General features: G+C 45.6%; 23 protein-coding genes and 1 other annotated feature. Of the genes, 10 read left to right on the plus strand and 13 right to left on the minus strand.

Going from position 1 to position 21849, the window contains the following annotated elements; genetic code table 11:
• Nucleotides 1–155: 155 nt before the first annotated feature.
• From EC604_RS19555 to EC604_RS19580, 6 genes are all read right to left on the minus strand, one after another.
• Nucleotides 156–716 (minus strand): outer spore coat protein CotE, encoded by a 561-nt coding sequence (locus EC604_RS19555; protein ID WP_123065763.1) that lies wholly within the window; start codon nucleotides 714–716, stop codon nucleotides 156–158.
• A gap of 72 nt (nucleotides 717–788) precedes the next feature.
• Nucleotides 789–1769: an aromatic acid exporter family protein gene (locus tag EC604_RS19560; protein ID WP_123065764.1), complete on the minus strand. Its 981-nt coding sequence runs from the start codon at nucleotides 1767–1769 to the stop codon at nucleotides 789–791.
• Between the two features lie 421 nt (nucleotides 1770–2190).
• Nucleotides 2191–2955, minus strand: a complete 765-nt coding sequence (locus EC604_RS19565; RefSeq protein WP_123065825.1) for an ABC transporter permease — start codon at nucleotides 2953–2955, stop codon at nucleotides 2191–2193.
• 80 nt (nucleotides 2956–3035) lie between these two features.
• Entirely contained in the window at nucleotides 3036–3830 is a 795-nt protein-coding gene (locus tag EC604_RS19570) for an ABC transporter ATP-binding protein (RefSeq protein WP_123065765.1), read from the minus strand.
• A gap of 7 nt (nucleotides 3831–3837) precedes the next feature.
• On the minus strand, nucleotides 3838–4845 hold the full coding sequence (locus EC604_RS19575; RefSeq protein ID WP_123065766.1) for an ABC transporter substrate-binding protein: 1008 nt from the start codon (nucleotides 4843–4845) through the stop codon (nucleotides 3838–3840).
• A gap of 131 nt (nucleotides 4846–4976) precedes the next feature.
• Nucleotides 4977–6491, minus strand: coding sequence for a carboxypeptidase M32 (locus tag EC604_RS19580; RefSeq protein WP_123065767.1), 1515 nt, complete (start codon nucleotides 6489–6491; stop codon nucleotides 4977–4979).
• A gap of 224 nt (nucleotides 6492–6715) precedes the next feature.
• Here EC604_RS19580 and EC604_RS19585 point away from each other — a divergent pair, with 224 nt between their 5' ends.
• From EC604_RS19585 to EC604_RS19600, 4 genes are all read left to right on the plus strand, one after another.
• Nucleotides 6716–7291, plus strand: coding sequence for a beta-class carbonic anhydrase (locus EC604_RS19585; RefSeq protein WP_123065768.1), 576 nt, complete (start codon nucleotides 6716–6718; stop codon nucleotides 7289–7291).
• 173 nt (nucleotides 7292–7464) lie between these two features.
• Nucleotides 7465–8031, plus strand: a complete 567-nt coding sequence (locus EC604_RS19590; protein ID WP_123065769.1) for a PadR family transcriptional regulator — start codon at nucleotides 7465–7467, stop codon at nucleotides 8029–8031.
• Between the two features lie 99 nt (nucleotides 8032–8130).
• On the plus strand, nucleotides 8131–8631 hold the full coding sequence (locus EC604_RS19595) for a hypothetical protein (protein ID WP_123065770.1): 501 nt from the start codon (nucleotides 8131–8133) through the stop codon (nucleotides 8629–8631).
• A gap of 5 nt (nucleotides 8632–8636) precedes the next feature.
• On the plus strand, nucleotides 8637–8918 hold the full coding sequence (locus tag EC604_RS19600; protein WP_090916857.1) for a YxcD family protein: 282 nt from the start codon (nucleotides 8637–8639) through the stop codon (nucleotides 8916–8918).
• Nucleotides 8919–9087: 169 nt separating this feature from the next.
• Here EC604_RS19600 and tyrS read toward each other — a convergent pair whose 3' ends face one another.
• The 5 genes from tyrS to EC604_RS19625 all read right to left on the minus strand — a co-directional run bounded on the left by tyrS (nucleotide 9088) and on the right by EC604_RS19625 (nucleotide 13826).
• Nucleotides 9088–10350, minus strand: a complete 1263-nt coding sequence (gene tyrS / locus EC604_RS19605; protein ID WP_123065771.1) for a tyrosine--tRNA ligase — start codon at nucleotides 10348–10350, stop codon at nucleotides 9088–9090.
• 115 nt (nucleotides 10351–10465) lie between these two features.
• Nucleotides 10466–10707 (minus strand) — a binding site (T-box leader).
• 139 nt (nucleotides 10708–10846) lie between these two features.
• Nucleotides 10847–11293 carry a DMP19 family protein gene (locus tag EC604_RS19610; RefSeq protein ID WP_123065772.1) on the minus strand — a complete coding sequence of 149 codons (447 nt, stop codon included), beginning with the start codon at nucleotides 11291–11293 and terminating at the stop codon, nucleotides 10847–10849.
• Complete coding sequence (locus EC604_RS19615) at nucleotides 11290–11739, minus strand: Imm63 family immunity protein (RefSeq protein ID WP_161556989.1); 450 nt, start codon at nucleotides 11737–11739, stop codon at nucleotides 11290–11292. The genes EC604_RS19610 and EC604_RS19615 overlap by 4 nt, the downstream gene beginning before the upstream one ends.
• 149 nt (nucleotides 11740–11888) lie before the next feature.
• Complete coding sequence (locus EC604_RS19620) at nucleotides 11889–13358, minus strand: protein adenylyltransferase SelO (protein WP_123065774.1); 1470 nt, start codon at nucleotides 13356–13358, stop codon at nucleotides 11889–11891.
• A gap of 159 nt (nucleotides 13359–13517) precedes the next feature.
• Nucleotides 13518–13826: a Dabb family protein gene (locus tag EC604_RS19625; protein ID WP_123065775.1), complete on the minus strand. Its 309-nt coding sequence runs from the start codon at nucleotides 13824–13826 to the stop codon at nucleotides 13518–13520.
• 212 nt (nucleotides 13827–14038) lie between these two features.
• Between EC604_RS19625 and EC604_RS19630 the strand changes: the two genes are divergently transcribed.
• Together EC604_RS19630 and EC604_RS19635 are read left to right on the plus strand one after the other, a co-directional pair.
• Nucleotides 14039–14890: a helix-turn-helix domain-containing protein gene (locus EC604_RS19630; RefSeq protein WP_123065776.1), complete on the plus strand. Its 852-nt coding sequence runs from the start codon at nucleotides 14039–14041 to the stop codon at nucleotides 14888–14890.
• A 5-nt stretch (nucleotides 14891–14895) separates the two neighbouring features.
• Nucleotides 14896–15825, plus strand: a complete 930-nt coding sequence (locus EC604_RS19635; protein WP_429350497.1) for a DMT family transporter — start codon at nucleotides 14896–14898, stop codon at nucleotides 15823–15825.
• Nucleotides 15826–15956: 131 nt separating this feature from the next.
• Here EC604_RS19635 and EC604_RS19640 read toward each other — a convergent pair whose 3' ends face one another.
• Nucleotides 15957–16673 (minus strand): pseudouridine synthase, encoded by a 717-nt coding sequence (locus tag EC604_RS19640; protein ID WP_123065778.1) that lies wholly within the window; start codon nucleotides 16671–16673, stop codon nucleotides 15957–15959.
• 311 nt (nucleotides 16674–16984) lie between these two features.
• On the opposite strand from EC604_RS19640, the gene EC604_RS19645 reads away from it, so the two are divergent.
• From EC604_RS19645 to EC604_RS19660, 4 genes are all read left to right on the plus strand, one after another.
• Nucleotides 16985–18193 carry an MFS transporter gene (locus EC604_RS19645; RefSeq protein ID WP_123065779.1) on the plus strand — a complete coding sequence of 403 codons (1209 nt, stop codon included), beginning with the start codon at nucleotides 16985–16987 and terminating at the stop codon, nucleotides 18191–18193.
• 108 nt (nucleotides 18194–18301) lie between these two features.
• Nucleotides 18302–19540 carry an aspartate aminotransferase family protein gene (locus tag EC604_RS19650; protein ID WP_123065780.1) on the plus strand — a complete coding sequence of 413 codons (1239 nt, stop codon included), beginning with the start codon at nucleotides 18302–18304 and terminating at the stop codon, nucleotides 19538–19540.
• 76 nt (nucleotides 19541–19616) lie between these two features.
• Entirely contained in the window at nucleotides 19617–20654 is a 1038-nt protein-coding gene (locus EC604_RS19655) for a zinc-dependent alcohol dehydrogenase (protein ID WP_123065781.1), read from the plus strand.
• Nucleotides 20655–20739: 85 nt separating this feature from the next.
• Complete coding sequence (locus EC604_RS19660) at nucleotides 20740–21495, plus strand: HAD family hydrolase (protein WP_123065782.1); 756 nt, start codon at nucleotides 20740–20742, stop codon at nucleotides 21493–21495.
• A gap of 169 nt (nucleotides 21496–21664) precedes the next feature.
• On the opposite strand, the gene EC604_RS19665 is transcribed toward EC604_RS19660, so the two are convergent.
• Nucleotides 21665–21847 carry a YjfB family protein gene (locus EC604_RS19665; RefSeq protein ID WP_123065783.1) on the minus strand — a complete coding sequence of 61 codons (183 nt, stop codon included), beginning with the start codon at nucleotides 21845–21847 and terminating at the stop codon, nucleotides 21665–21667.
• Nucleotides 21848–21849: the final 2 nt, after the last annotated feature.

A 21849-nucleotide genomic window follows, 5' to 3' on the forward strand; every position in this document is an offset into this window, starting at 1 on the left:
TTCCCGTTAAACACTTCAGGCACATGATCAGGCTCGTCACAACCCATTTTTTGTACTTTATGAAAGAAAGAGGGCTTACGCCCTCTTCACCGCACCTTATCGTGCATATGATACCTTAGGTTATGAAGATCACTTTCGCTTTACGGATGAGCGGTTTACAACTCGTCATCCAGCAGGTCCGGATCGAGATCATCATAGTCTCCATCCGCGCTGCCATAGTCATAATCCTTGTCTTCGTAATCACCGCATCCATCCGTGCACACCTTCACACATACTTTGGTTTCGGCCACGAGCTCTACAGCGAATTCCCGCTCAACCCGGATAATTACGCTGCCGCCGCCCGCGGACACTGTGGCTTCCACACAGCTTGGTTCCTGCGTTGCATCCGCAGATACCTCTACTGTGGAAGTCCGGTGTTTCGGGTCCAGATAGGACAAAGGCACATGTTCTACATACGATACCGTTTCTTTGGCTACATCCGTCTGTGAGTTTTTGTCATAGGAATACCAAATGTTGATATCGTAAGTACCAATAACTTCAATTCCGTCCCCCGCTGATACGGCTTCATACTGGTGGTTGATAATCCAAGCCCCCAAAATACTGGTCGGACCATTTGGCGGAGTCACGGTATGTGTTACGGTAGAGAACTTACGACCTTTGCCGCAGATCGCCTTCGTGATAATCTCTCTACATTGATGTTTATGACTCAATGACATCTTTAAACCTCCTCCATACAATCATTCACTACAAGTGTATGCAGGACATCCGTCTAGGGTGACAACTATTTTCTATGATTCGTTTACAGATTGCGAGCGTTCTGAGATTGGAGAAGGCGCTTTGTCCTTTTTGGCGATTTTCAGATACATGGAGAGCTCGCGGCACAGCTGGAGAATAGCGGAACGCATCTCGAATTCTTCTCTTGTATCCGGCAGCTCCATTTGTCTGAATTCTTCCTGCACATCAGCAAGCAACTTCTCCGTTCGTCCCGTGTACGATTCGGTCAACACGTCTTGACTAAGCTGGTCAAACAGCTCCGCTACCATCTCGGCATGAGGCATTTTCTGATAGACCTGGGATACAAGATGCATCATATGCTGTATGGAATCCAGTTGGGTTTTACGCATATAAAAGTATACGCTCCAGCCTTCATTGGGATGAATGACCTGGTTCTCCAGTGATCGTTTGGCTGCCTCAATTCCGCCGAGAACGGCTTTATCCGCTTCAATTAGTTCTTTGCCTGCCCATACTTCATTGGGGTTACGCAAGGTTGTGGCGAACTCCCGGAAGATTTTCGAAAACAATTCATCAATGCGTTTGCGTATCCGGAACATCTGTGGATCAGCCGCCGGCATATACGCCAGATTCACGACCATCGCTGAACCAAGGCCGATCAAGAGCAGCGCAATCTGTACAAGAATAACATGCACATCCATCTCTCCACCGCTAAATACCCGAAACACCACAACTGAGCCTGTCACAATGCCTTCCTTAAAGCCTACCCGAACAATCACCGGAAAAGCCGTTAGTATGTATACTGCCAGCACCCAATAATGGAAGCCGAGAAAGTGAAAAAGTACACTTGCAAACAAAAGACCAACCACGGATGCAAAAAAACGTGCCGATATCGTTCGAATACTCCTTTTTCGTGTAACATCCACACCCAGAATCGCGAGTAAGCCTGCTGACGTTGGTCCTGGCAAACGGCACCAGTCCGCAATCAGTACAGCCATCAGCGCTGCGATTGCCGTTTTAATGACTCTAAACCCCATTTAATATTCCATCTCCTCTAAGCTGTACAAAAGTTTGCGGCCCGTATGTCGCCTGTTTTCATCATTTTCATGTGCTCGTCCGGCGTATATCCCTCTGCCTAGACAGTTATAACACCCCAGCCTTAGTATGACTCCGCCGGTTACAAACTAGACGACATCAACCGGCATGCAAAAACATGCCGGTCACAGAAACATGCCACGAAGAAGAAACACTGCCCTTTCAATTGCGGTAACAGAAAGAGTCTAAACCTGCAACTGACCTATGCTCATCGCGTGTTTTTCTGCCCGGCATGAAGGTTTTCCTTCCATCAAATATCCTACTTGATTTTACAATTGGGGGCAACGTGACACCTCTTGTGAAATTGTATACATATGATGAACACTTGTAAAACGGCTCTGTCAGTCACTTTTCATTTTCGAGCTATGATCTGCGACCAGACGATAGTAACTTGCGTTCTGCATATACAACCAGTTGATACATCGCTGTAGCTACGGCCGCAATGATAAGCAGGCTTGATAACACAAGAGTGAAGTTGAACACTTGGAATCCGTAGATAATTAAATATCCCAGACCCTGTTTGGCGACCAGAAATTCACCGACGATGACCCCAACCCAGGCCATACCCACATTGACTTTTAACGTAGATACAATTGTAGGAAAAGAAGCAGGAAACACAACCTTGGCAAAAATATCAGATCGTTCACCACCAAACGTGCGAATAACCTTCACATAATTGGGATCAACTTCATTAAAGCTGTTGTACACAACAAGTGTTGTTATGATTACCGTAATGGAAAGGGTTGTCATCACAATGGCTGTAAATCCCGCCCCGAACATGACGATAAAAATCGGACCGAGCGCGACCTTCGGCATGCTGTTGAACACAACCATGTAAGGATCGAGCACTTTGGACAAAAAAGGAGACCACCAGATCAGAACAGCAAGCAACGTTCCGACAAGTGTCCCCAATAAAAACCCGACAACCGTTTCACCTACGGTTACCCCGACATGTGCCCATATTTCGCCGCTGACGACATCCTTGCCAATCTGAGCAAAGATTTTGCTAGGATAACTGAAGAGCAACACATCAATCCACCGCAGTCTGCCCGCCAGCTCCCAGAATAAAAACATACCAACTAACATGGACAACTGAACCGCAAAAATATGCTGCCGCCATCTGACCATCTTACGATTATGGTCACGTTGGAGTTCTTCCAGCCAAACTTCACGTACTTCCTGCTTTCCTTGATCTGGAATTTTCTGACTCACGTATTTTTCTCACCTCCTCCAGACTGAACAAGTTCATCCCAAAGTGACTGGAACAACTCATTGAAGCCTGCCTGCTCCCTTGCATGGAAAGGCTGTGCCAGCCGAATCTGTTCAGGAATATCGAATTCACGTCGAATGCGTCCGGGGTTGCGATCAAGTACGATGACCCGGTCGCTGACTGCAATGGCTTCAGACAAATCGTGTGTGACCAGCACCGAAGTTTTGCCATACTGTTTTAACGTATCTGATACAAGATCTTCGAGTTGTAGTTTGGTTTGATAATCCAAAGCCGAAAACGGCTCATCAAGCAGCAGTATTGCTGGATCTGTAGCCAATGTTCGTACGAGGGCTACCCGCTGCCTCATGCCTCCCGACAATTCCGATGGGTACTGCTCTTCTGTCCCCCCAAGTCCCATACTGACGAGCAGTTCACGGGTACGCTCTCTGCTCTGCACGTCCAGATTCCCTGTCAACTCAAGCCCGATCAGTGCATTATCCAGAATGGTGCGCCAGGGGAACAGATAGTCTTGCTGCAACATGTAACCCATATTGGCAGAGGGACCCTGAACAAGCTTGCCTTCGACTTCAACCTTTCCTCGGGTGGGCTTCAGCAGTCCAGCGATGATTGACAGTAATGTTGTTTTGCCGCATCCGCTTGGTCCCACCAGACTCACGAACTCCCCTTGATTGATCTCCAGATTTAAATCCTCGATAACAAGTGATGCTTCTCGTTCACTAACATACACTTGAGAGATATTCTCCAGTCGGATCACGTTTCCGGAATCAGGCATTGCCTGCTCACTTCCTTCCCTGGAGCGCCTGTTCTGCATATGACGGATCGACAATGGTGTTCTGTTCAACCCGCTCTTTTAATTCTCCCGCAGCGCTCATCACACTTAGCAAATTGTTCCACTCATCACCATCAATGATCGGATCTGTTGCATATGTGCCTTGTTCCTTGTACCTGCTTACGCTGCTGGTTAGAATCGCTGGATCAATGTCTTTGAAAAACGGGGTAATCACTTGTGCAATCTCCTCCGCTGTATGGGAATCTACCCAAAGTTGAGCTTTGTGCAGGGCATTCGTGAATTTTTGTACGAGTTCTTTGTTTTCGTTCAGATAACTTTGTTTGGCCATAAAAACCGTATAAGGCAGAATCCCGCTTTCCGTTCCGAACGATGCCACCACTTTCCCTCGGCCTTCCTGTTCAAAGATCGATGCCTGTGGTTCAAAGAGTTGAACATAGTCCCCTGTACCTGAAGCGAAGGCAGATGCAATATTCGCAAAGTCCACATTTTGAATCAGTTCCAGATCACTGGACGGGTTAATGCCATGTTTGTTTAAAACAAACTCACCGGCCATTTGCGGCATTCCGCCCTTGCGCTGTCCGAGAAATACACTTTGCCTTAATTGTTCCCAATCAAAGTTGTCCTGGGCATTTCGAGCGAACAAAAACGTTCCGTCCGTCTGGGTGAGCTGAGCAAAGTTAATGACCGGGTCTTCTGCCCCCTGTTGGTAGACATAGATGGACGTTTCTGCACCCACTAGTGCAATATCCACCGAACCCGCAAGCAATGCCGCCATCGTTTTATCTCCACCAGCCGTTGTTTGAATATCCACCTCAAGCCCTTCTTCTGCAAAAAAACCTTGAGCCGCGGCTACATATTCCGGTGCGTAAAATACAGAACGGGTCACTTCACCAATCGTAATCTTGGCTTCGTTCTCTTCCCTGTTGCAGCTCGTCAGCGCCACAATAAGAATCAACAGAATTACAATGCCCCGGACAAACCATGGCGTATATTTCATTTGATTTCCCTCCTTTTCTGAGTTCAACAGTTTCTCTTTACTATGAATATGCCGAGGCCCAGTAAAAGGTTAAGAACTTGCACGCAAAAAAAGCCAACCAGAAATTTCTGGCTGACTTTCATGCGGACGCGTTATAATTTATAGATTTCAGCGTACTTGGCTTCCAAATAATCTGCCAAATAATCCGGATTCAGCTCTTCACCTGTCACTGCAACAATTAACTCAGATGGTGTACGGCTCTTGCCGTAGCGATAAATCTTGTCTGTAAGCCACTCTTTAATTGGAATCAGATTCCCTTCAGCAATCAGACGATCGAACTCCGGCATCTCCTGACGTAACGTATGCATAATCTGTGCAGCATACATGTTGCCTAAAGAATACGATGCAAAATAACCGAAATCTCCGCCGGACCAATGCACATCCTGAAGCACACCTTCACCATCGTTCGTTGGCAGAATTCCGAGGTATTCTTTGTATTTGTTGTTCCATGTTTCTGGCAGATCCTTCACTTCCAGCCCTTCATTAAACAACATTTTCTCAATCTCATATCGAATAATGATATGCAGATTGTAAGTCAGCTCGTCCGCTTCAATTCGGATTAGAGAGCTCTCTACCCGGTTTATTGCACGGTAGAAATCTTCCAGCTTCACTTCGCTCAGTTGCGGGAAATGTTGCTGTAGATCTTTATAATAACGTGTCCAGAAAGGTAAACTGCGTCCAATCATATTTTCCCAAAGACGGGACTGGGACTCGTGAATCCCCATCGAGGTGCCTTCGGCAAGAAGCGTACCAGCGAGACTTTCATCGATATTTTGCTCATATAGGGCGTGTCCGCCTTCGTGCAGAGAACTAAAGATCGCACTGGTTACATCGTCTTGCAGGTAGTTGGTTGTTATTCGAACGTCACCTGGATTCAGGCCTGTAGCAAATGGATGGACACTTTCGTCCAGACGGCCTGCTTCAAAGTCATATCCCATCTGTTCCAGAATAAACAGACTGAATTTCTCCTGTTGCTCGGTGTCAAAAATCTGCTTTAAAAAATCTGTATTGGGCTTATTCTCCGCCGCATTGATTTTCTCTTGAAGTGGGACGAGACGCGCTTTGAGGCGGGCGAATACAGCATCTACCTTTTCCACCGTCAATCCGGGTTCGTACATGTCCAGCAATGTATCATACCTTGTATCCTTGACGCCCCAATAGTCGATAAACTCCTGCTTGAGTTTCACGATATCGGTGAGATATGGTGAGAATCCGGCATAGTCACTGTTATGTTTGGCATCTTCCCAAGCCGTCTCCGATTTGGCAGTAAGTACGGTATATGCCTGAACTTTTTCAGGTGGAACCGACTGACTGCGATCATACTCCTTCTTGCACTCTTCCACTAGGCGGCGGTCAGTGTCTTCGAGTTGCTCCAGCACATCAGGTTGGGTCAATGTATCTAGATAAGCTCTCATCTCAGCGGAGGTTTGCAGTTTGAATGCCTCGGTAGAGAGCAACCCCAGCGTCTCCGAGCGAGTGGGAACGCCTTTTTTCGGTGCTCCTGTGCGTAAATCCCAGTGAAGCAAACCAATGGCTTCGTGATAACTTTTAATTTTGCGGGCCAGAATAAGGAAAGATTGCAAATGTTGCTGTGTTTGTTTGTCCATTGTTACCGCTCACCTCTTCAAAAAAAATTTGTACACCCTATTGATGATACTTTTTGCATTGCGTATAATCAACTTTTGACAGAAGTATAATGCGTTATGCTTCTAAAATAGGGATAACGCGGTCTACTGACTGCGGTGCTCTAACTAATCAAAGGCGTGTAGGACAAGCTGCATCTCATGCAAATGACCGTGCTCGTCGTATTGGATAACAGGAGGCAATGGACATGAACAACATTCAAGAGATTTTGGCTTACAACAAATCATTTGTCGAGACTAAAGAATACGAGAAGTATACGGCTAGCAAGTTTCCAACCAAAAAGATGGTCATCATCACTTGTATGGATACCCGTCTTGTAGAGATGTTGCCGAAAGCGATGAACCTGAAAAATGGCGATGTGAAAATCATCAAAAATGCAGGTGCAATTATCTCCCAACCTTTTGGTAGTGTTATGCGTTCTGTATTGGTTGCTATCTATGAATTGGGCGCTGATGAGGTGCTGGTGGTAGGTCATACAGAATGTGGTATGGCTTCCCTGCATGCTGAAACGATGATTGGTCACATGACAGAACGTGGAATTTCCGAAGAGGTGATGTCTACGCTTGAAAATTCCGGCATTCGTCTGCAAAAATGGCTGCGCGGGTTTGACAGTGTTGAAGAAGGGGTAAGAGGAACTGTGGACGTGATTAAGAAGCATCCATTACTTCCTCCCAATGTACCTGTTCACGGCATGGTGATTGACTCTGCTACAGGCGAGCTTGATCTTGTTGCTGACGGGTATGAACAACAGGCATCTCTCTAAATGGTTTGGAGTGCGGACCTTCATGGTTCGCACTTTTTTTGTCTAAATTAAGGCAGTTATCCTCTCAGGTTGTCAAACCATACAGTTTCAGTGTACACTTTTATGAAAGCGGTCAACGAAACGCAGGAAGGGTTGTTTCGTTGGCCCAGCCCTAATATTAAGGAGACATGTGCATGAACATACTTTCCTATGGATTGCTCGGGCTGCTTACCCGCGAGGAGTCTTCGGGTTATGATCTAATGCTGAAGATTCAGCCGCATTGGCAGGCCAAACACAGCCAGATCTACCCGCTCCTGTCCAAGATGGAAAACGAAGAGTTACTCGCCTCCCGCTGGGTACAACAGTCTGACAAACCGGACAAAAAAATGTATGCAGTTACGGAAAAAGGCATTCAGAAGTTACTGGAGTGGATGATTACTCCGGTTACAGCGCCCGTAACGCGCGATGAATTCAATCTTCGTATTCTTTGTGTAGGTATTGCCGAAGATGGAAGCATGAGACGTATCCTGAATGAGCGGAAAAGCTGGTTCATGGAACGTATACGGTATTTCGAAGAATTGAAATCACGGATACCGCAAGATAATCTTCGGGTAGGCAACCGGGATTTTGGAAGTTACATTTTGGTGCAAAAAGGTTTAATGCATGCCCAGACGGGGCTGGAATGGTGTCATTGGGTCACCCAGCTTCTCGATGGTCAAGCGGCAATTCAAGACCCGAGTCCAAGTATTTCAGAATTTTAAATTAATTTTGAAACGTTACAGAAGGTTGGCCCGTAATACTACAGTAAGGCCCATTTTAGGGAGTTAAACAAATTTAATCAGGGGGTTACGATCTATACAATGAAGAAAAAATTCGGAATTAAACATCTAATGATGGTTTTCATGGCGTTTACACTACTGTTCGCAACGGTTGGTGTTACGAATCCAGACAGTGCTGATGCAAGACGAGGCGGCGGTGGATTCAAATCCGGTACGAAGAGTTACACGAATACCCCTAAGAAATCAGACAATAACGTAAGTCAGTCCAATTCCCGTAACAATTCCAATTCTGGCGCAGCAGCGAATAACCGTGGCGGATTCTTTGGCGGTGGCGGCGGCTTCATGAAAGGTATGATGCTGGGTGGTCTGGCAGGTATGTTGTTCGGCGGACTGTTTGGCGGTATGGGAGCACTGGGTAACATTCTTGGATTGCTCGTGAACGTAGCCGCAATTATGTTGATCGTTATGTTGGCTATGGCGTTGTTCAGAGCCATTACCAATCGTCGCAAACCTGCTGCGGATGGTCGTTATGACCGCCGTGACGATCGTGATGATGATCGTAATAGAAACGGACGGTACTAAGCTCTATGGTTCTAAGTATGGACGAGATTGTGAATGCAATTTGCATTCATATGGCAGAGCGTAAAGGTGTACGTCCTACAGACGTAAATGTGGAGCTAAGCTGGGAAGAAGATACAGGTTATTCCGCAGAAGTCTGGATTCAAGGTCGCAGTCAGTTTCTCGTAGAATCCAACATGATTGAAGCGATTCTTCGCTACTTGCACAGCGAGTACAACATTCGTGCGTATCGTGAAGACGTTACTCTCGATCTGGATGAAGAAATTACTGCGATTGTCAATCAACATTAAAATTTCGTGTGAAGCATCGACTTAGTATACAAAAGACCGCCTCCCCTCTGTCGTCTGACAGCATGGGAGGCGGTCTTTTTGGTTGCTTGATATGCAATTCTATTAAGGTTAGTGCTCGGACCTGTATTATGATTCGATTACAAACCAGTCATGCTTGCATGCTCAGTAACTATGATTGAAGCTTCACCAGGCTGTAGTTCTTTTTACCTTTACGGATAATGATGAATTTGCCACCGATCGCGTGCTCTGCAGATACCGTGAATTCAAGCTCGGTGATTTTTTCACCGTTCATGGAGATCGCTCCCTTGGTCACATCCTCACGAGCTTGGCGTTTCGATGGCTCCAAACCAAGATCCACAAGCCAGTCTACAATATTTTTAGGTTCACCATCTGTTTCGTATGTTGGCATTTCCTTGAAGCCCTGCTCGATCTCATCTGCTGTCAGGGAACGAATATCACCGCTGAACAAAGCTGCTGTGATACGTTTTGCCTGCTCCAGCATCTCTTCGCCGTGAACGAACTTGGTCATTTCCTCAGCCAAGGCTTTTTGCGCTTCACGTTTATGCGGCTCTGTTTCCACTTTCTCTGCCAAGGCTTCGATTTCTTCTTTGCCAAGGAATGTGAAGTATTTCAGGTATTTAACCACATCGCGGTCATCTGTATTCGCCCAGAACTGGTAGAATTCAAACGGTGTCGTTTTATTCGGATCAAGCCAGATCGCACCACCAGCTGTTTTACCAAACTTCGTACCGTCTGACTTCAGCATCAGTGGGATTGTCAGGCCGTAAGCTTTCGCTTCAGAGCCTTCTTTTTTACGAATCAGATCCAGACCGCTCGTAATGTTACCCCATTGGTCAGATCCACCAATCTGTAGTTGTACATCCTCCGTTTGGAACAGGTGAAGGTAATCTAGAGATTGCAAGATTTGGTAGGAGAATTCCGTGAATGAAATTCCGCCTTCAAGACGGCTTGCTACTACATCTTTTGCCAGCATGGTGTTCAGGTTAAAGTTTTTTCCATAGTCACGCAGGAACTCGATGACGTTAATCTTATGTGTCCAGTCGTAGTTGTTAACCATGCGAACCTGATTGTCGCCGTCGGTAACAAATAACTTTTTCATCTGCGCTGTTAACGCATCTACATTCTCTTGCACTTGCTCCAGTGTCTGCAAAGAACGTTCGGACTGACGGCCACTTGGGTCACCAATCGTACCTGTTGCGCCGCCAATCAGGATCACCGGACGGTGACCGGCCAGCTGGAAACGTTTCAGCATCATAAACGGAATCAAGTGTCCGATATGCATACTATCACCTGTCGGGTCTACACCACAGTACAGGGAGATCGCTTTGGTCTCCGTCAGTTCACGTAGCCCTTCCGCATCCGTTTGTTGATTAATGGCGTCGCGCCACTGTAGTTCGTCAATAATGTTCATTGTAATAACCCCTTTTCTATCATCAAAATTCAGTCATGACTTACGTTTTGCTACGAATTCACACAGCTGCGGGCATTTTTTGAACACAAAAAAATCGCCGCCTTGTCATCACAGACACAGGGACGATTAGAATAACCGTGGTACCACCCAAATTGCATGGACAACCTCTCCGAACGTTCATACGCTCGAAAACAGCGATCCATACCACTTTCAGCAAGTTATCGTTTGCCCATCCGCTTGGCATTACCCAAGTACTCCAGAGTGTAATTCGCAGCCCTTGTATGTATCAGGTTCCATCAACCCCTGACTTTCTGTAACAGGGACAAAGCCGCTACTGCGCTCTATCAACGTAATTCATGTATTTAATTATAGCCAGTATAGCGAAACGTTCTGCACATTGCAAGCGCAAGTACTCCGATATTCAACTGACCCATATCAAAGAGTAGTTCCGAACAGAAAAAAATGCATGCTGGAAGACAATTTCCTGCGAAAATAACTATAACCTGATCCGAAGCTGGTCATGGTAATAAGCATACGCCTTCTCCGCAACCTGATCTTCGTTATTCCAGAGCTGCTGATCCAATTCGTCCAGAAGCTCTTCTTGCTCCGTCTCCAGATATTTCGGGATGTCCCATAACCCAGTTAGTCTAGGATCGTTTTCCAAATGCTCAAAACAAGCATACTGTTGCTTTACATTGCTCAAGACCTGATTTGCGCCAATTGTTTCGAGTGCCCTGCAAGCGATCTTATAAGCCTCTTCTCCCCAGTTGCAGAAGAATTGTATAAAACCACCATTATAGACATCTGCCTCAAACAGCCACAACGCTGCAATCTCTTGCTCTGTCGGAGAAAGCGCAGCCCATCCTTGCGCAGACTGGTTCTTTTTTTCTACAAAAGTCAATGCATAATCATACCAAACATCCTGAATGTCCTGTTCGCTCATATCGAAGATTTCCCCTTCCTGGGTTGAACTGTTTCCAGTTCCTGGCGTTTACCCTCTTGATGCCAAATTAAGTATGGATCACCGATCGCTTGAAAAGCGGCCCGTACGTTGTCTTCGATCTCTTGCCACACTTCACTTGTATAATCGAGATGGGTGTTAACGTTATCAACACCGTACTTCTTAAGCAGGCTCACATGGGCAGCTGTAAAAATCATATCTTCCAGCAGCCAATAGAGGACCTCCTCCACGTGCTTCAGCTTTTTAATCAGGGACGGTACACCGCGTTCATAGATTGTAACGATATAATGTCCATCGCCTATTTCGACATATGGTGCACCTTCCCATTTGAACGACTCCCCCAATCGGTTCACATAACTTTCCATCTGTACCATCGGATAAGAAGTGCGTGATAATAATTCACGCAGTTGCCCGACTAGCTCCTGCATGTTTAACAAATTGGACAAAAATTCACCTTCCTTCTCTAGCATCTAGGGTGAGAGATCAACCGCATATAATAGATTATAATGGCTCCCAATGAAAAAGCTGCCTCTCGGCAGCCTCACCTTTTCCTCTCAGGTTCACAGAGATGTTAATGTTAAGTCCCACAAAACGTCTTATACGAAGGATCACAGGACACGGGTATCGCACCAAATGCTTCTTGCTCCGGAGTGTAAGCATAAGGAGATTGAAGAATATCCAGTAAAGGCTGGATCAAGCTGTAGTCTCCGTCCTGCTCGGCTCGCTCCAGCACTTCCTCTACCTTCTCGTTCCGCGGAATCACTACTGGATTGTTTCGCTTCATCTGTTGCATTACTTCATCGCTGGACTCCAGTTGTCTACCTAATCTGTCTTGCCAGCGTGAATGCCACTCTTGAAAATCGGACTTGTCCTTAAGTATGAAGGTTTCCAGTTTGTTCAGCGTTAGCGCCACGAACGTATTCGTGTAATCTGCAGTGTGCTTTTCCATCAGATCGAGCAAGTCCTTAATCAAGGTCTCATCTTCGGCTTCTTCCTTAAAAAGACCGAGCTTAGCACGCATCCCCGATAACCAGTGGTGGTGATACAATTCAGAGAACTGTGCTATGGCATCCTGAGCGACTTGCACAGCCTGTTCTTCATCTTCATGCAGCAACGGCAGTAATGTCTCAGCAAAACGAGCCAGATTCCAGCCCGCAATGTATGGTTGATTGCCATAAGCATATCGGCCTTGTCTGTCAATTGAACTGAACACCGTAGCTGGGCTATACGTATCCATAAAAGCACAGGGGCCATAGTCAATCGTTTCCCCGCTAATTGCCATATTGTCTGTATTCATTACCCCGTGAATGAAGCCTACGTGTTGCCATTTTGCAACAAGCTGCGCCTGAAGTTTGATCACTTCCTGCAGCAAGCTTAGATAACGCTGTTCGTTACCCTCAACCTGCGGGAAGTGACGACGTATAGTGTAATCTGCAAGCGCACGTAAATCCTCTACCGAACCAAATTGGGCTGCATACTGAAAAGTGGCTACTCGAATGTGACTGGCCGCGACTCGAGTGAGAATAGCCCCTGGACGTTCTGTTTCACGATAAATGTTCTCCCCTGTAGAGACAACAGCCAAGCTTCTTGTCGTAGGAATTCCCAGACCAACCATCGCTTCACTGATAATGTACTCCCGAAGCATTGGGCCAACGGCAGCACGTCCATCCCCTCCGCGGGAATACGGCGTCCGTCCTGAACCTTTTAACTGAATATCGACTCGATCCCCTTGTGGAGTAATCTGTTCACCCAGCAACAAAGCACGTCCATCCCCAAGCATATTAAAGTTACCAAATTGATGGCCTGCATATGCTTGTGCAAGAGGAACGGCTCCGTCTGGTATGTTATTACCCGCAAAAATAGCTGTGCCTTCGGGGGTTTGCAACATATCCGCATTCAGCCCCAAGCTGACCGCCAGTGTTTGATTAAAAATGATCCAGTCTGGAGACTGGACAGGTACGGCTTGTTGTCTTGTATAAAATGTTTGAGGCAGTTCTGCATAACTGTGTTCCAGATTCCAGCCTGCGTTTAGATCGCTTTTTTCCATGGGTCACACTCCTTCTCCTAACAAAGGACAATTTCCTTTTATATTCATGTAGCATTTGTGAACCCATGCTCATTTATGTCGTGGCATGAAAATTCCAAAGTAAAAGCCGTTCTTGTCTGACGTGATCATCCGGCATGAAACCAAATGGTTATTGGTATTTTACTTCGCAGGGATCGGATAATCTGTTACAATCACGTTCTCAATCCAGCCATCCAGAGAAGCTACAAATGCCCGATGTGCAGGATGCGGACCGTAGGCTCGCAAGGCTTCCTGATCTTCAAATGTCACTCTTAATCCAAGGGTGAACCCTTGAATGCGATCGGTTTCCTCCGTTACATTCACGCCCGCCGTAAGATCAACAATCCCAGGAATTTGATCCTGTAACGCAAGCAACTGAGCTACAAACTCATGTTGCTTCGCAGGTGTGATTTTGTCGTTAAATTTAAAAATAACCAAATGTTCAAACATACCATCCCATCTCCTTATCCATTGGAGGAAAATCTTACATTTAAGTGGCTGAAAATCTTTCATCTCTACCATTCTTATTTTAAATTAAACATAAACTGAACTCAAATAGATGTTCTCGATTCACCGCTCCGGTATAATAAGCAATATTGTTCAAGAATTCAGCCTCAGGTGCACGTTATAATCACCTAAACATGCCAGAAAGAAGGTGCATCATGAGTCGCGAAGTGCGAACCGTCGTTTATGATCCAGATTTGCATCTGGAAGCTTATCAATTTGAAGGCATCATGCAGAAATTCCCCAATCATTTTCATGACTATTATGTGATTGGATTTATTGAAGAAGGGAAACGGCATCTGATCTGCAACAACCAGGAATACCTATTAAACAGCGGTGACATCATTATTTTTAACCCCCAAGATCCTCATGCCTGTGAGCAGGTAGATGGAAGAAAATTGGATTACCGTTGCATCAATATTCAGCCAGAAGTTATGCTGGATTACGTGCGTGAAATTACTGGACAAGCCTATCTGCCAAGGTTCTCCACCCATGTTCTATATCAAAGTGAACTGGTTTCCTCGCTCCATGAGCTACATCAGTTCATACTTGAGGAACAGCATGATTTCTGCAAAGAAGAGATGCTTTTCTTGCTGCTAGATCAACTTCTGAAAGATTACACTGATACAGAGACGGCTGAAGCTGAACAGAATATAACGTTGGAGATTCGGCAACTGTGTGATTATATGGAAGTCCATTACACGGAAAACATCAGCTTGAATGAATTATCCGAGCTTTCGGGGTTAAGCAAATACCATTTACTGCGACAGTTTACTCGTCAAAAAGGCATATCTCCCTACCGATATCTTGAAACGATACGGATCAATCAAGCCAAACGTCTTTTGGAACAGGGACTACCGCCTATAGATGTTGCTGCTCAGACGGGCTTTAGTGATCAAAGCCATTTCACCAATTTTTTCAAAAAACTGATTGGTCTAACGCCCAAACAATATCGTCGTATTTTTAATCACGGTGCCGAGACTAAACGATTGCAGGAAAACAAACGATGACTTTAATACGTAATCATAACCCTGTTGCTGGACACCTGCTTGCCCTATTTACCATTCTCATCTGGGGAACTACCTTTGTTTCAACAAAAGTATTGCTGAAAGACTTCACACCTGTTGAAATTTTACTGTTCCGTTTTCTGATTGGTTATCTCGTCCTTTGGATGATCTATCCATGTACTCAGAAAGTCGTTTCTTGGCGGGAAGAAGCCTTATTTATGGGTGCAGGTTTATGCGGAGTGACCTTATATTTTCTCATTGAAAATATGGCTTTGGTATATACGACAGCTTCCAACGCAGGCATCATTGTATCCGTTGCTCCTTTCTTCACCGCTGTACTTGCCCACTTTTTTCTGGATGGGGAACGGTTAACAGGCCGCTTTCTAAGTGGATTTGGCATTGCGATGAGTGGCATTATCCTGATTACCCTCAATGGAAGCTATATGTTGCAACTTAATCCCTTGGGTGATCTACTCGCCTTGATCGCTCCTGCGGTGTGGGCCGTGTACTCGGTTATGATGCGTAAAATCGGGTTACGAAACTATAATATTATAGGCGCAACACGTAAAGTGTTTTTCTATGGCCTGCTATTCATGTTACCAGCGTTGGGTTTAGTTGAATTTGACCTGAATGTCGCAAGATTCACACAATTCACCAATTTAACGAATCTTCTCTTTCTCGGTGTGGGCGCTTCAGCCCTCTGTTTTGTGACTTGGAATCAAGCCGTAAAAATATTAGGAGCTATCCATACAAGTGTGTATATCTATCTCGTACCCGTGATTACAGTGGGTTCATCTGCCTACTTTCTTCATGAACGAATCACATGGGTGAGCATATTAGGCGTATCCCTTACGTTGTATGGATCTTACATTTCGGAGAGCAAGACGAGAGGGAAAAAGCACAACCTATTTTCGGCAAAATTACGCCGCAACACATAACTAACTTCTCGTTAGAAGTTACGTAAAAACGTGCACAATGTAAAAACACGATCCCTAGCAAACGGGGTCGTGTCTTCTGCGTCCTTTTCTATAAAATTAACTTATACCACAGAGCTCGGGCAAGCCCATCACTACTCATCCCCTGCTTCGTCATGATCTAACTGAGACATGAGCAATTCCAACTCCTGTTTCTCCAAATGTCTCCATTCCCCTCTTTTCAGTCGTTCATCTAAACTAATATTCATAATCCGAATGCGCTCCAACTTTAAAACCCTGTACCCAAGTGCTTTGCACATTCGGCGTATTTGCAGATTAAGCCCCTGTGTCAAAATAATTCGAAAGACGTTCTCGTCTTGCCTGTACACCTCGCATGGTTTGGTAACGACATTCAGAATCTCCACACCTTGTGACATCGATTGAAGAAATGCATCAGTAACCCGTTTGTCCACGGTGACGACATACTCCTTTTCATGGTGATGCTCCGAACGCATCATTTTGTTCACGATATCTCCGTTATTCGTAAGCATAATTAACCCCTCTGACGCTTTATCCAGCCGGCCGACTGCAAAAATGCGTGAAGGATAATTCACAAACTGAATGATATTGCCCTCAACATGTTCAGCTGCCGTGCAGGTAATGCCAACAGGTTTGTTCAGAACGATATACACGGCCTCCGGATTCCGCTCTGGAATCTTCTCTCCATCCATCAGCACAATGTCTCCCGGTGCAACCGTATCTCCTTTTACACATACCCTGCCGTTGATTGTGATTCTTCCAGCTGCAATGCGCCGAGCCGTTTCCCTGCGGGAGAAATGTCCCGTCTCACTTATGTATTTGTTAATTAACATAATTCACCGCTTCTCATCATCGTAATCTGTATATTCATACGTTCTTTCATGCCTTAGATCAATCATTTCGTTTACCTTATAAAAAGCTGAACCTCATCTTCTCATGAAACGATTAGTGACGCAATAGAGTTACTTTCGACACCAATCTTAGGATAGGACAGGATGAATCAAAAAAAGAAAGCCCTCGCCAAACTTTAACATAATTTTACAATAAAAAGCTTGTACAATTTCAAAATTATGGTATAAGTTATATATAAAATAAACATTTATTTCAATTTATAAAAATGTTATCCACTTAGGAGGTAGACAGTTTGAGGAGAATATTTGTTTTAAGCTGCGGTTTCTATCTGTTGATCGGTATAACCAGCGTTGTACTCGGCGCGCTTCTGCCTGTTTTACTGCCTCATTATGAACGCGGCTACAGTGACGGAGGCTTTTTATTATTTTTGCAGTTTCTCGGATTCCTTGTCGGTGTCATTGTTTCTCCCTCCTTGACAGCCAAAATCGGTCGAAAATGGATGCTTACCCTCGCGTTGCTCTGTATTATTGCCGCTTATTTGGTGCTCGGATGGTTGCCTTCGTGGAACGTCCTGCTTCTGTTGACCATTATTGTGGGTTTTGGCTCGGGCATCATTGAACCTTCCGTTGGTGCCTTCACGATTGAATTTACAGAAAATCAGAAAGCAGTCGCCATGTCCAAACTGGATGTATTTTTCGCCCTGGGCGCACTTCTCATCCCCGCGGCAGCTGCTCTGTTCATCTGGCTGGGCCAGTGGCATTTGACGTTCTTCACGGTTGCTGCATGCGCGCTCATCCTCATGGTCCCTTGGGTCACCATGCCTCGTACTGCTGCACAATACCTCGAACAGGCTGGCGAAAACACGATACAACAGGGAACAAGCAAAACCAGTTATTCCAAAAAACATCTAGGGTTGCTCTCCCTCTTCGTTGTCTTTTTCTTTGTTTATATGGGACTGGAGCTTGGATTGATGAATTTCCTGCCCTCCATTCTGGTAGAACGTCTAGAACTGAAAGAATCTATCGCTTCCCTAAGTGTATCTATTCTGTGGATTGCCATGATTGTAGGTCGCCTTTTCTCTGGCAAAATCGCTGAAGCCGTCAATTATATGCCCTTCTTGATCTGGAGCACGATAGGCACCCTTCTGTTTACGGTTTCCATGGTATTCGTGTCCGGCCAATGGGTAACGTATGGGCTAATCTTTGGAACAGGATTATTTATGTCGGGTTTATTCTGTATCGCACTCGTTTATGCAAATGTGCTGATTCCCGGCATGACGGAGAGGACAACGAGTATATTGATTGCCTCCGGCGGTATTGGCGGTGCAACATTACAGTACCTCACCGGTTGGAGTATGAGCGCATGGCCGATCGTCGGCACTATCATGATTTTAGCCGGATTTTGTTTGCTTTTATTGCTGACATTGATCCTCTCCCACCTGTGGAACACTCGAAATGAATCGTTGAACTCTACATTCCCACAACAAACCAAAGAAATATAACTTGTAAGGCTCACTCACTTCAACACTTGAAAGGAGGGATGCCCAACCTATCCGGTATGAATCATATTGTTCACCTAGCTAGTACACTAAACTATTGGAGGAATCCGAATGCAAACTTTAACCAATAACCGCTTTACAGTCGGAAAAGGGATTAAGTTGATTGACGATTCAGGTGTGGAATATCTAGATGGCGTCTCGGGTACGTTTAATCTGTCTTTGGGATACAATCATCCACATGTTGTCAATAAAATTCAGGAACAAGTCGGCAATCTTACACATATGTCCTCCTCCTTCACCGAACCTTACGTCAATGAAGTACTGGAACACTTGATTGAGTATGCTCCGAACAATATCGATGCCGGATGGATGCGGGATATTACCGGGTCTACAGCCAATGAGTGTGCGACTAAAATTGCCCAGAAATATACAGGATCAACGGATATTATCAGCCTGTACCTTTCTCACCATGGACAGACCCAATTTGCAACGGGCATCTCAGGTAATGCCTTTAGACGCAAGCGTTTCCCTAACTCGTCAGCCCCCAATGCGGTTCATGTACCCGCACCATATTGTTATCGTTGTCCGTTCAAAAGCGAAAGTAGCGAGTGCGGATATCAATGTGTTGAAGCGATATCTGATGCTATTGAGTATGCCAGCTCAGGCTCGGTTGCTTGTATGATCATTGAGCCCATTCTCGGAAATGGCGGTAACATCGTTCCACCACTAGGATATTTTAAGCGCCTTCGCCAACTATGTGATGAGAACAATATGCTTCTCATTGCCGATGAAGTCCAAACGGGTGTTGGACGAACGGGTACGATGTTTGCTAGCGAATTATTTGATATCAAGCCCGATATGATCACACTTGCCAAAGGCCTTGGCGGTATCGGCGTACCTGTAGCTGCAGTTCTGATGCAATCTCGATTGAATGTACTGGAAAAACATGAGCATTCTTTCACCTCAGGCAGTAATCTCATCTCGATCACCGCTGCCAAGTCCACACTGGAAGTGGTCTCAGAACCGGGATTTCTGGATGCGGTCAAGCGAAAAGGAATTTTGCTTGGGGGACTGCTACAGGAACTCGCTTTGAAATATCCTAGCATCGGTGAAGCCCGCGGAGTGGGACTCATGTGGGGACTCGAAATCGTAGGTGATCAAAATGAGCCAGATACTCCAAAAACTAACGCAATCATCGACCGCGCTTTTGATGATCAACATTTGATTCTGCGCAGTTCGCGGTACGGCTTCGGGAACGTCGTTAAAGTACGCCCTTCTCTGACAACGACCGAAGACGAACTGGTTGAGATTGTTGACCGATTGGATTCTGTGCTTGCCAGCGTTCATTAATTATCGGAAGTGTTATGGAGAAAATGACATATGGACTGAATTTATGTAGTTTCTAAAAATTTAAGGAGGTTCTATCATGCTTGCATTAGTATATAAATCCGCATGGGATGTCGCTCTTGAGGAACGACCTGTTCCCGAAATTACCAGAGATAATCAGGTGCTTGTACGTATACGGGCAACCGGGGTCTGCGGAACAGATTTAGGCATTGTTAGCGGAAAATATCATGCGATTCCTTCCGTCATTCTTGGACATGAATCCGCAGGTGAAGTGATTGCTGTCGGCTCCGCCGTCACGACACTGCAACCAGGAGATCGTGTCGTAATCGATCCTACGTATTACTGCGGTCAATGCGAGATGTGCAGAACAGGCAGACAGAACCACTGTACTCACAAATCCGTGACGGAAACGGGAGTAAGTGCAGACGGTACGTTCACAGATTATTACGTCACAGAAGATCGCTTTTTATACAAATTAAAAGATCATGTAAGCTATGAAGAAGCAACATTAACCGAGCCACTAAGCTGCATGCTGACAGGCATTAACCAGATTCATTTGTTGCCGAATTTCAGAACGATTATTCTTGGTGCCGGACCCATTGGCATCCTGTACAGCTACGCACTCGCTTCCAAAGGCGTAACAGGAAGTCTTGTCGACATCTCGGAAGAACGTTTAGCGATCGCAGGCTCCATTGCACCAGACCGCTGGCAAGTTCATGCTTCCTTTGAGCAAGCGATCGCAGACATTGCCCCTGCAACCGGACAAGTCGATATGATTGTGGATACCACTGGTGTTGTAGGCACTCAAGTACTGTCACAGCTCGCCAGTGGCGGCTATTTGATGCTGGTTGGCTTACGGGATGGGAATACGTCCTTTAACCCGAAGGAAGTTGTGGATCGCAGCCTGAAAATTATCGGCTCTATTGACTCCCTTGGAACGTTTGCCACCGCACATTATATGATCGAACAACAGATAATTCCTGCCAAAAAAATTATAACCCATTCCTTTCCGCTGGAAGATTATGAAGAAGCGTTCCGCACACTTGGATGTGATATACAGGGACGCACCCTACAGGCCTCATCTCACGCCATCAAGGTTGTGCTGCAATCCAATTAATTCGTTTTTCGCAGCTTGCTGGAATGCTGAACAAAAAGCGGTTACACTAAAACATATGGGACTTCATTCAGAGGAGGAATGCAGCATGACAGCAGATCAGGTGGCTGGACATCCGGACAGGAATCAAATAGAGGATGAACATCGTCACGTTTCAATTCAAGGGGTCATCTTTGATATGGATGGCGTTCTCATTGATAGTGAGCCGATTTATTTTGAGATAGAACGGAGTTCATTTGATCATTTTGGGGCAGCTGTGACGGTGGAAGAACATCATTCTTTTGTCGGTGTCACGCTAGAATCCATGTGGCAACAAGTCATCGACAAATATCAGGTTAAGGCGCCGCTGGAAGAGATTCTTGCGTATCATCAGCAGCATGTCATGGAACAGATGTTAGCTCATGCCGAACTAGTTGCTTTGCCTGGGGTAGAACGGTGGATTCAATGGTTGCATGAACAGCAAATCCCTATTGCCGTTGCCTCTTCATCCCCCCGGGCACTTATTGATCTAATTATGGAGAAAACGGGATTAGGGTCATACTTTGAAGTTCGCATGACTGGAGAAGAGGTTGAACATGGTAAGCCTGCACCGGATATTTTCCTCGCAGCTGCTGAACGGATCGGTATTTCACCCGTAAACTGCCTCGTTATTGAGGATTCACGCAACGGAGTTCAAGCTGCCAAAAGTGCAGGCATGCGTTGCGTCGGCTATCATAATCCGGGATCGGGCAATCAGAATCTGTCCAGAGCAGATGTGCAAATTTCCAGTTATGATGAGCTATGGACATTGAAGGATACGCTACCTTTTGAGAGCGTTGCACCGGACTTACCAAGATCAATCTAATATCATAATATCTATACTGAAAACTTGCATATTAACAAACACGAAATAAAATTGAATAGCGCAAAACAAACACGAAGCAGCTCAATTCCAATGAATTGAAGCTGCTTCGCGTTTTGCTTGCTGCATGTTTTGTAAAGCATAATAAACTTAAAATGCCGTCGGAACTAGCTTAACCCGAAATATCCAGACTTCTGCCCAGATTGGGGTGGGGAGCCGGCGTTGACTTTAACAACTCGTTCATCTGCTGACCCTGCTGCTCTGCCATATCTTTGGTCATCGACATGACTTTTAGACTTGCCGCCTGTGCCATCGAAGCTTGACTCATTGCCATTGACATTGCTGCGATATCCATGT

It is taken from the genome of Paenibacillus amylolyticus (assembly GCF_003719335.1).
GTDB lineage: Bacteria > Bacillota > Bacilli > Paenibacillales > Paenibacillaceae > Paenibacillus > Paenibacillus amylolyticus_D.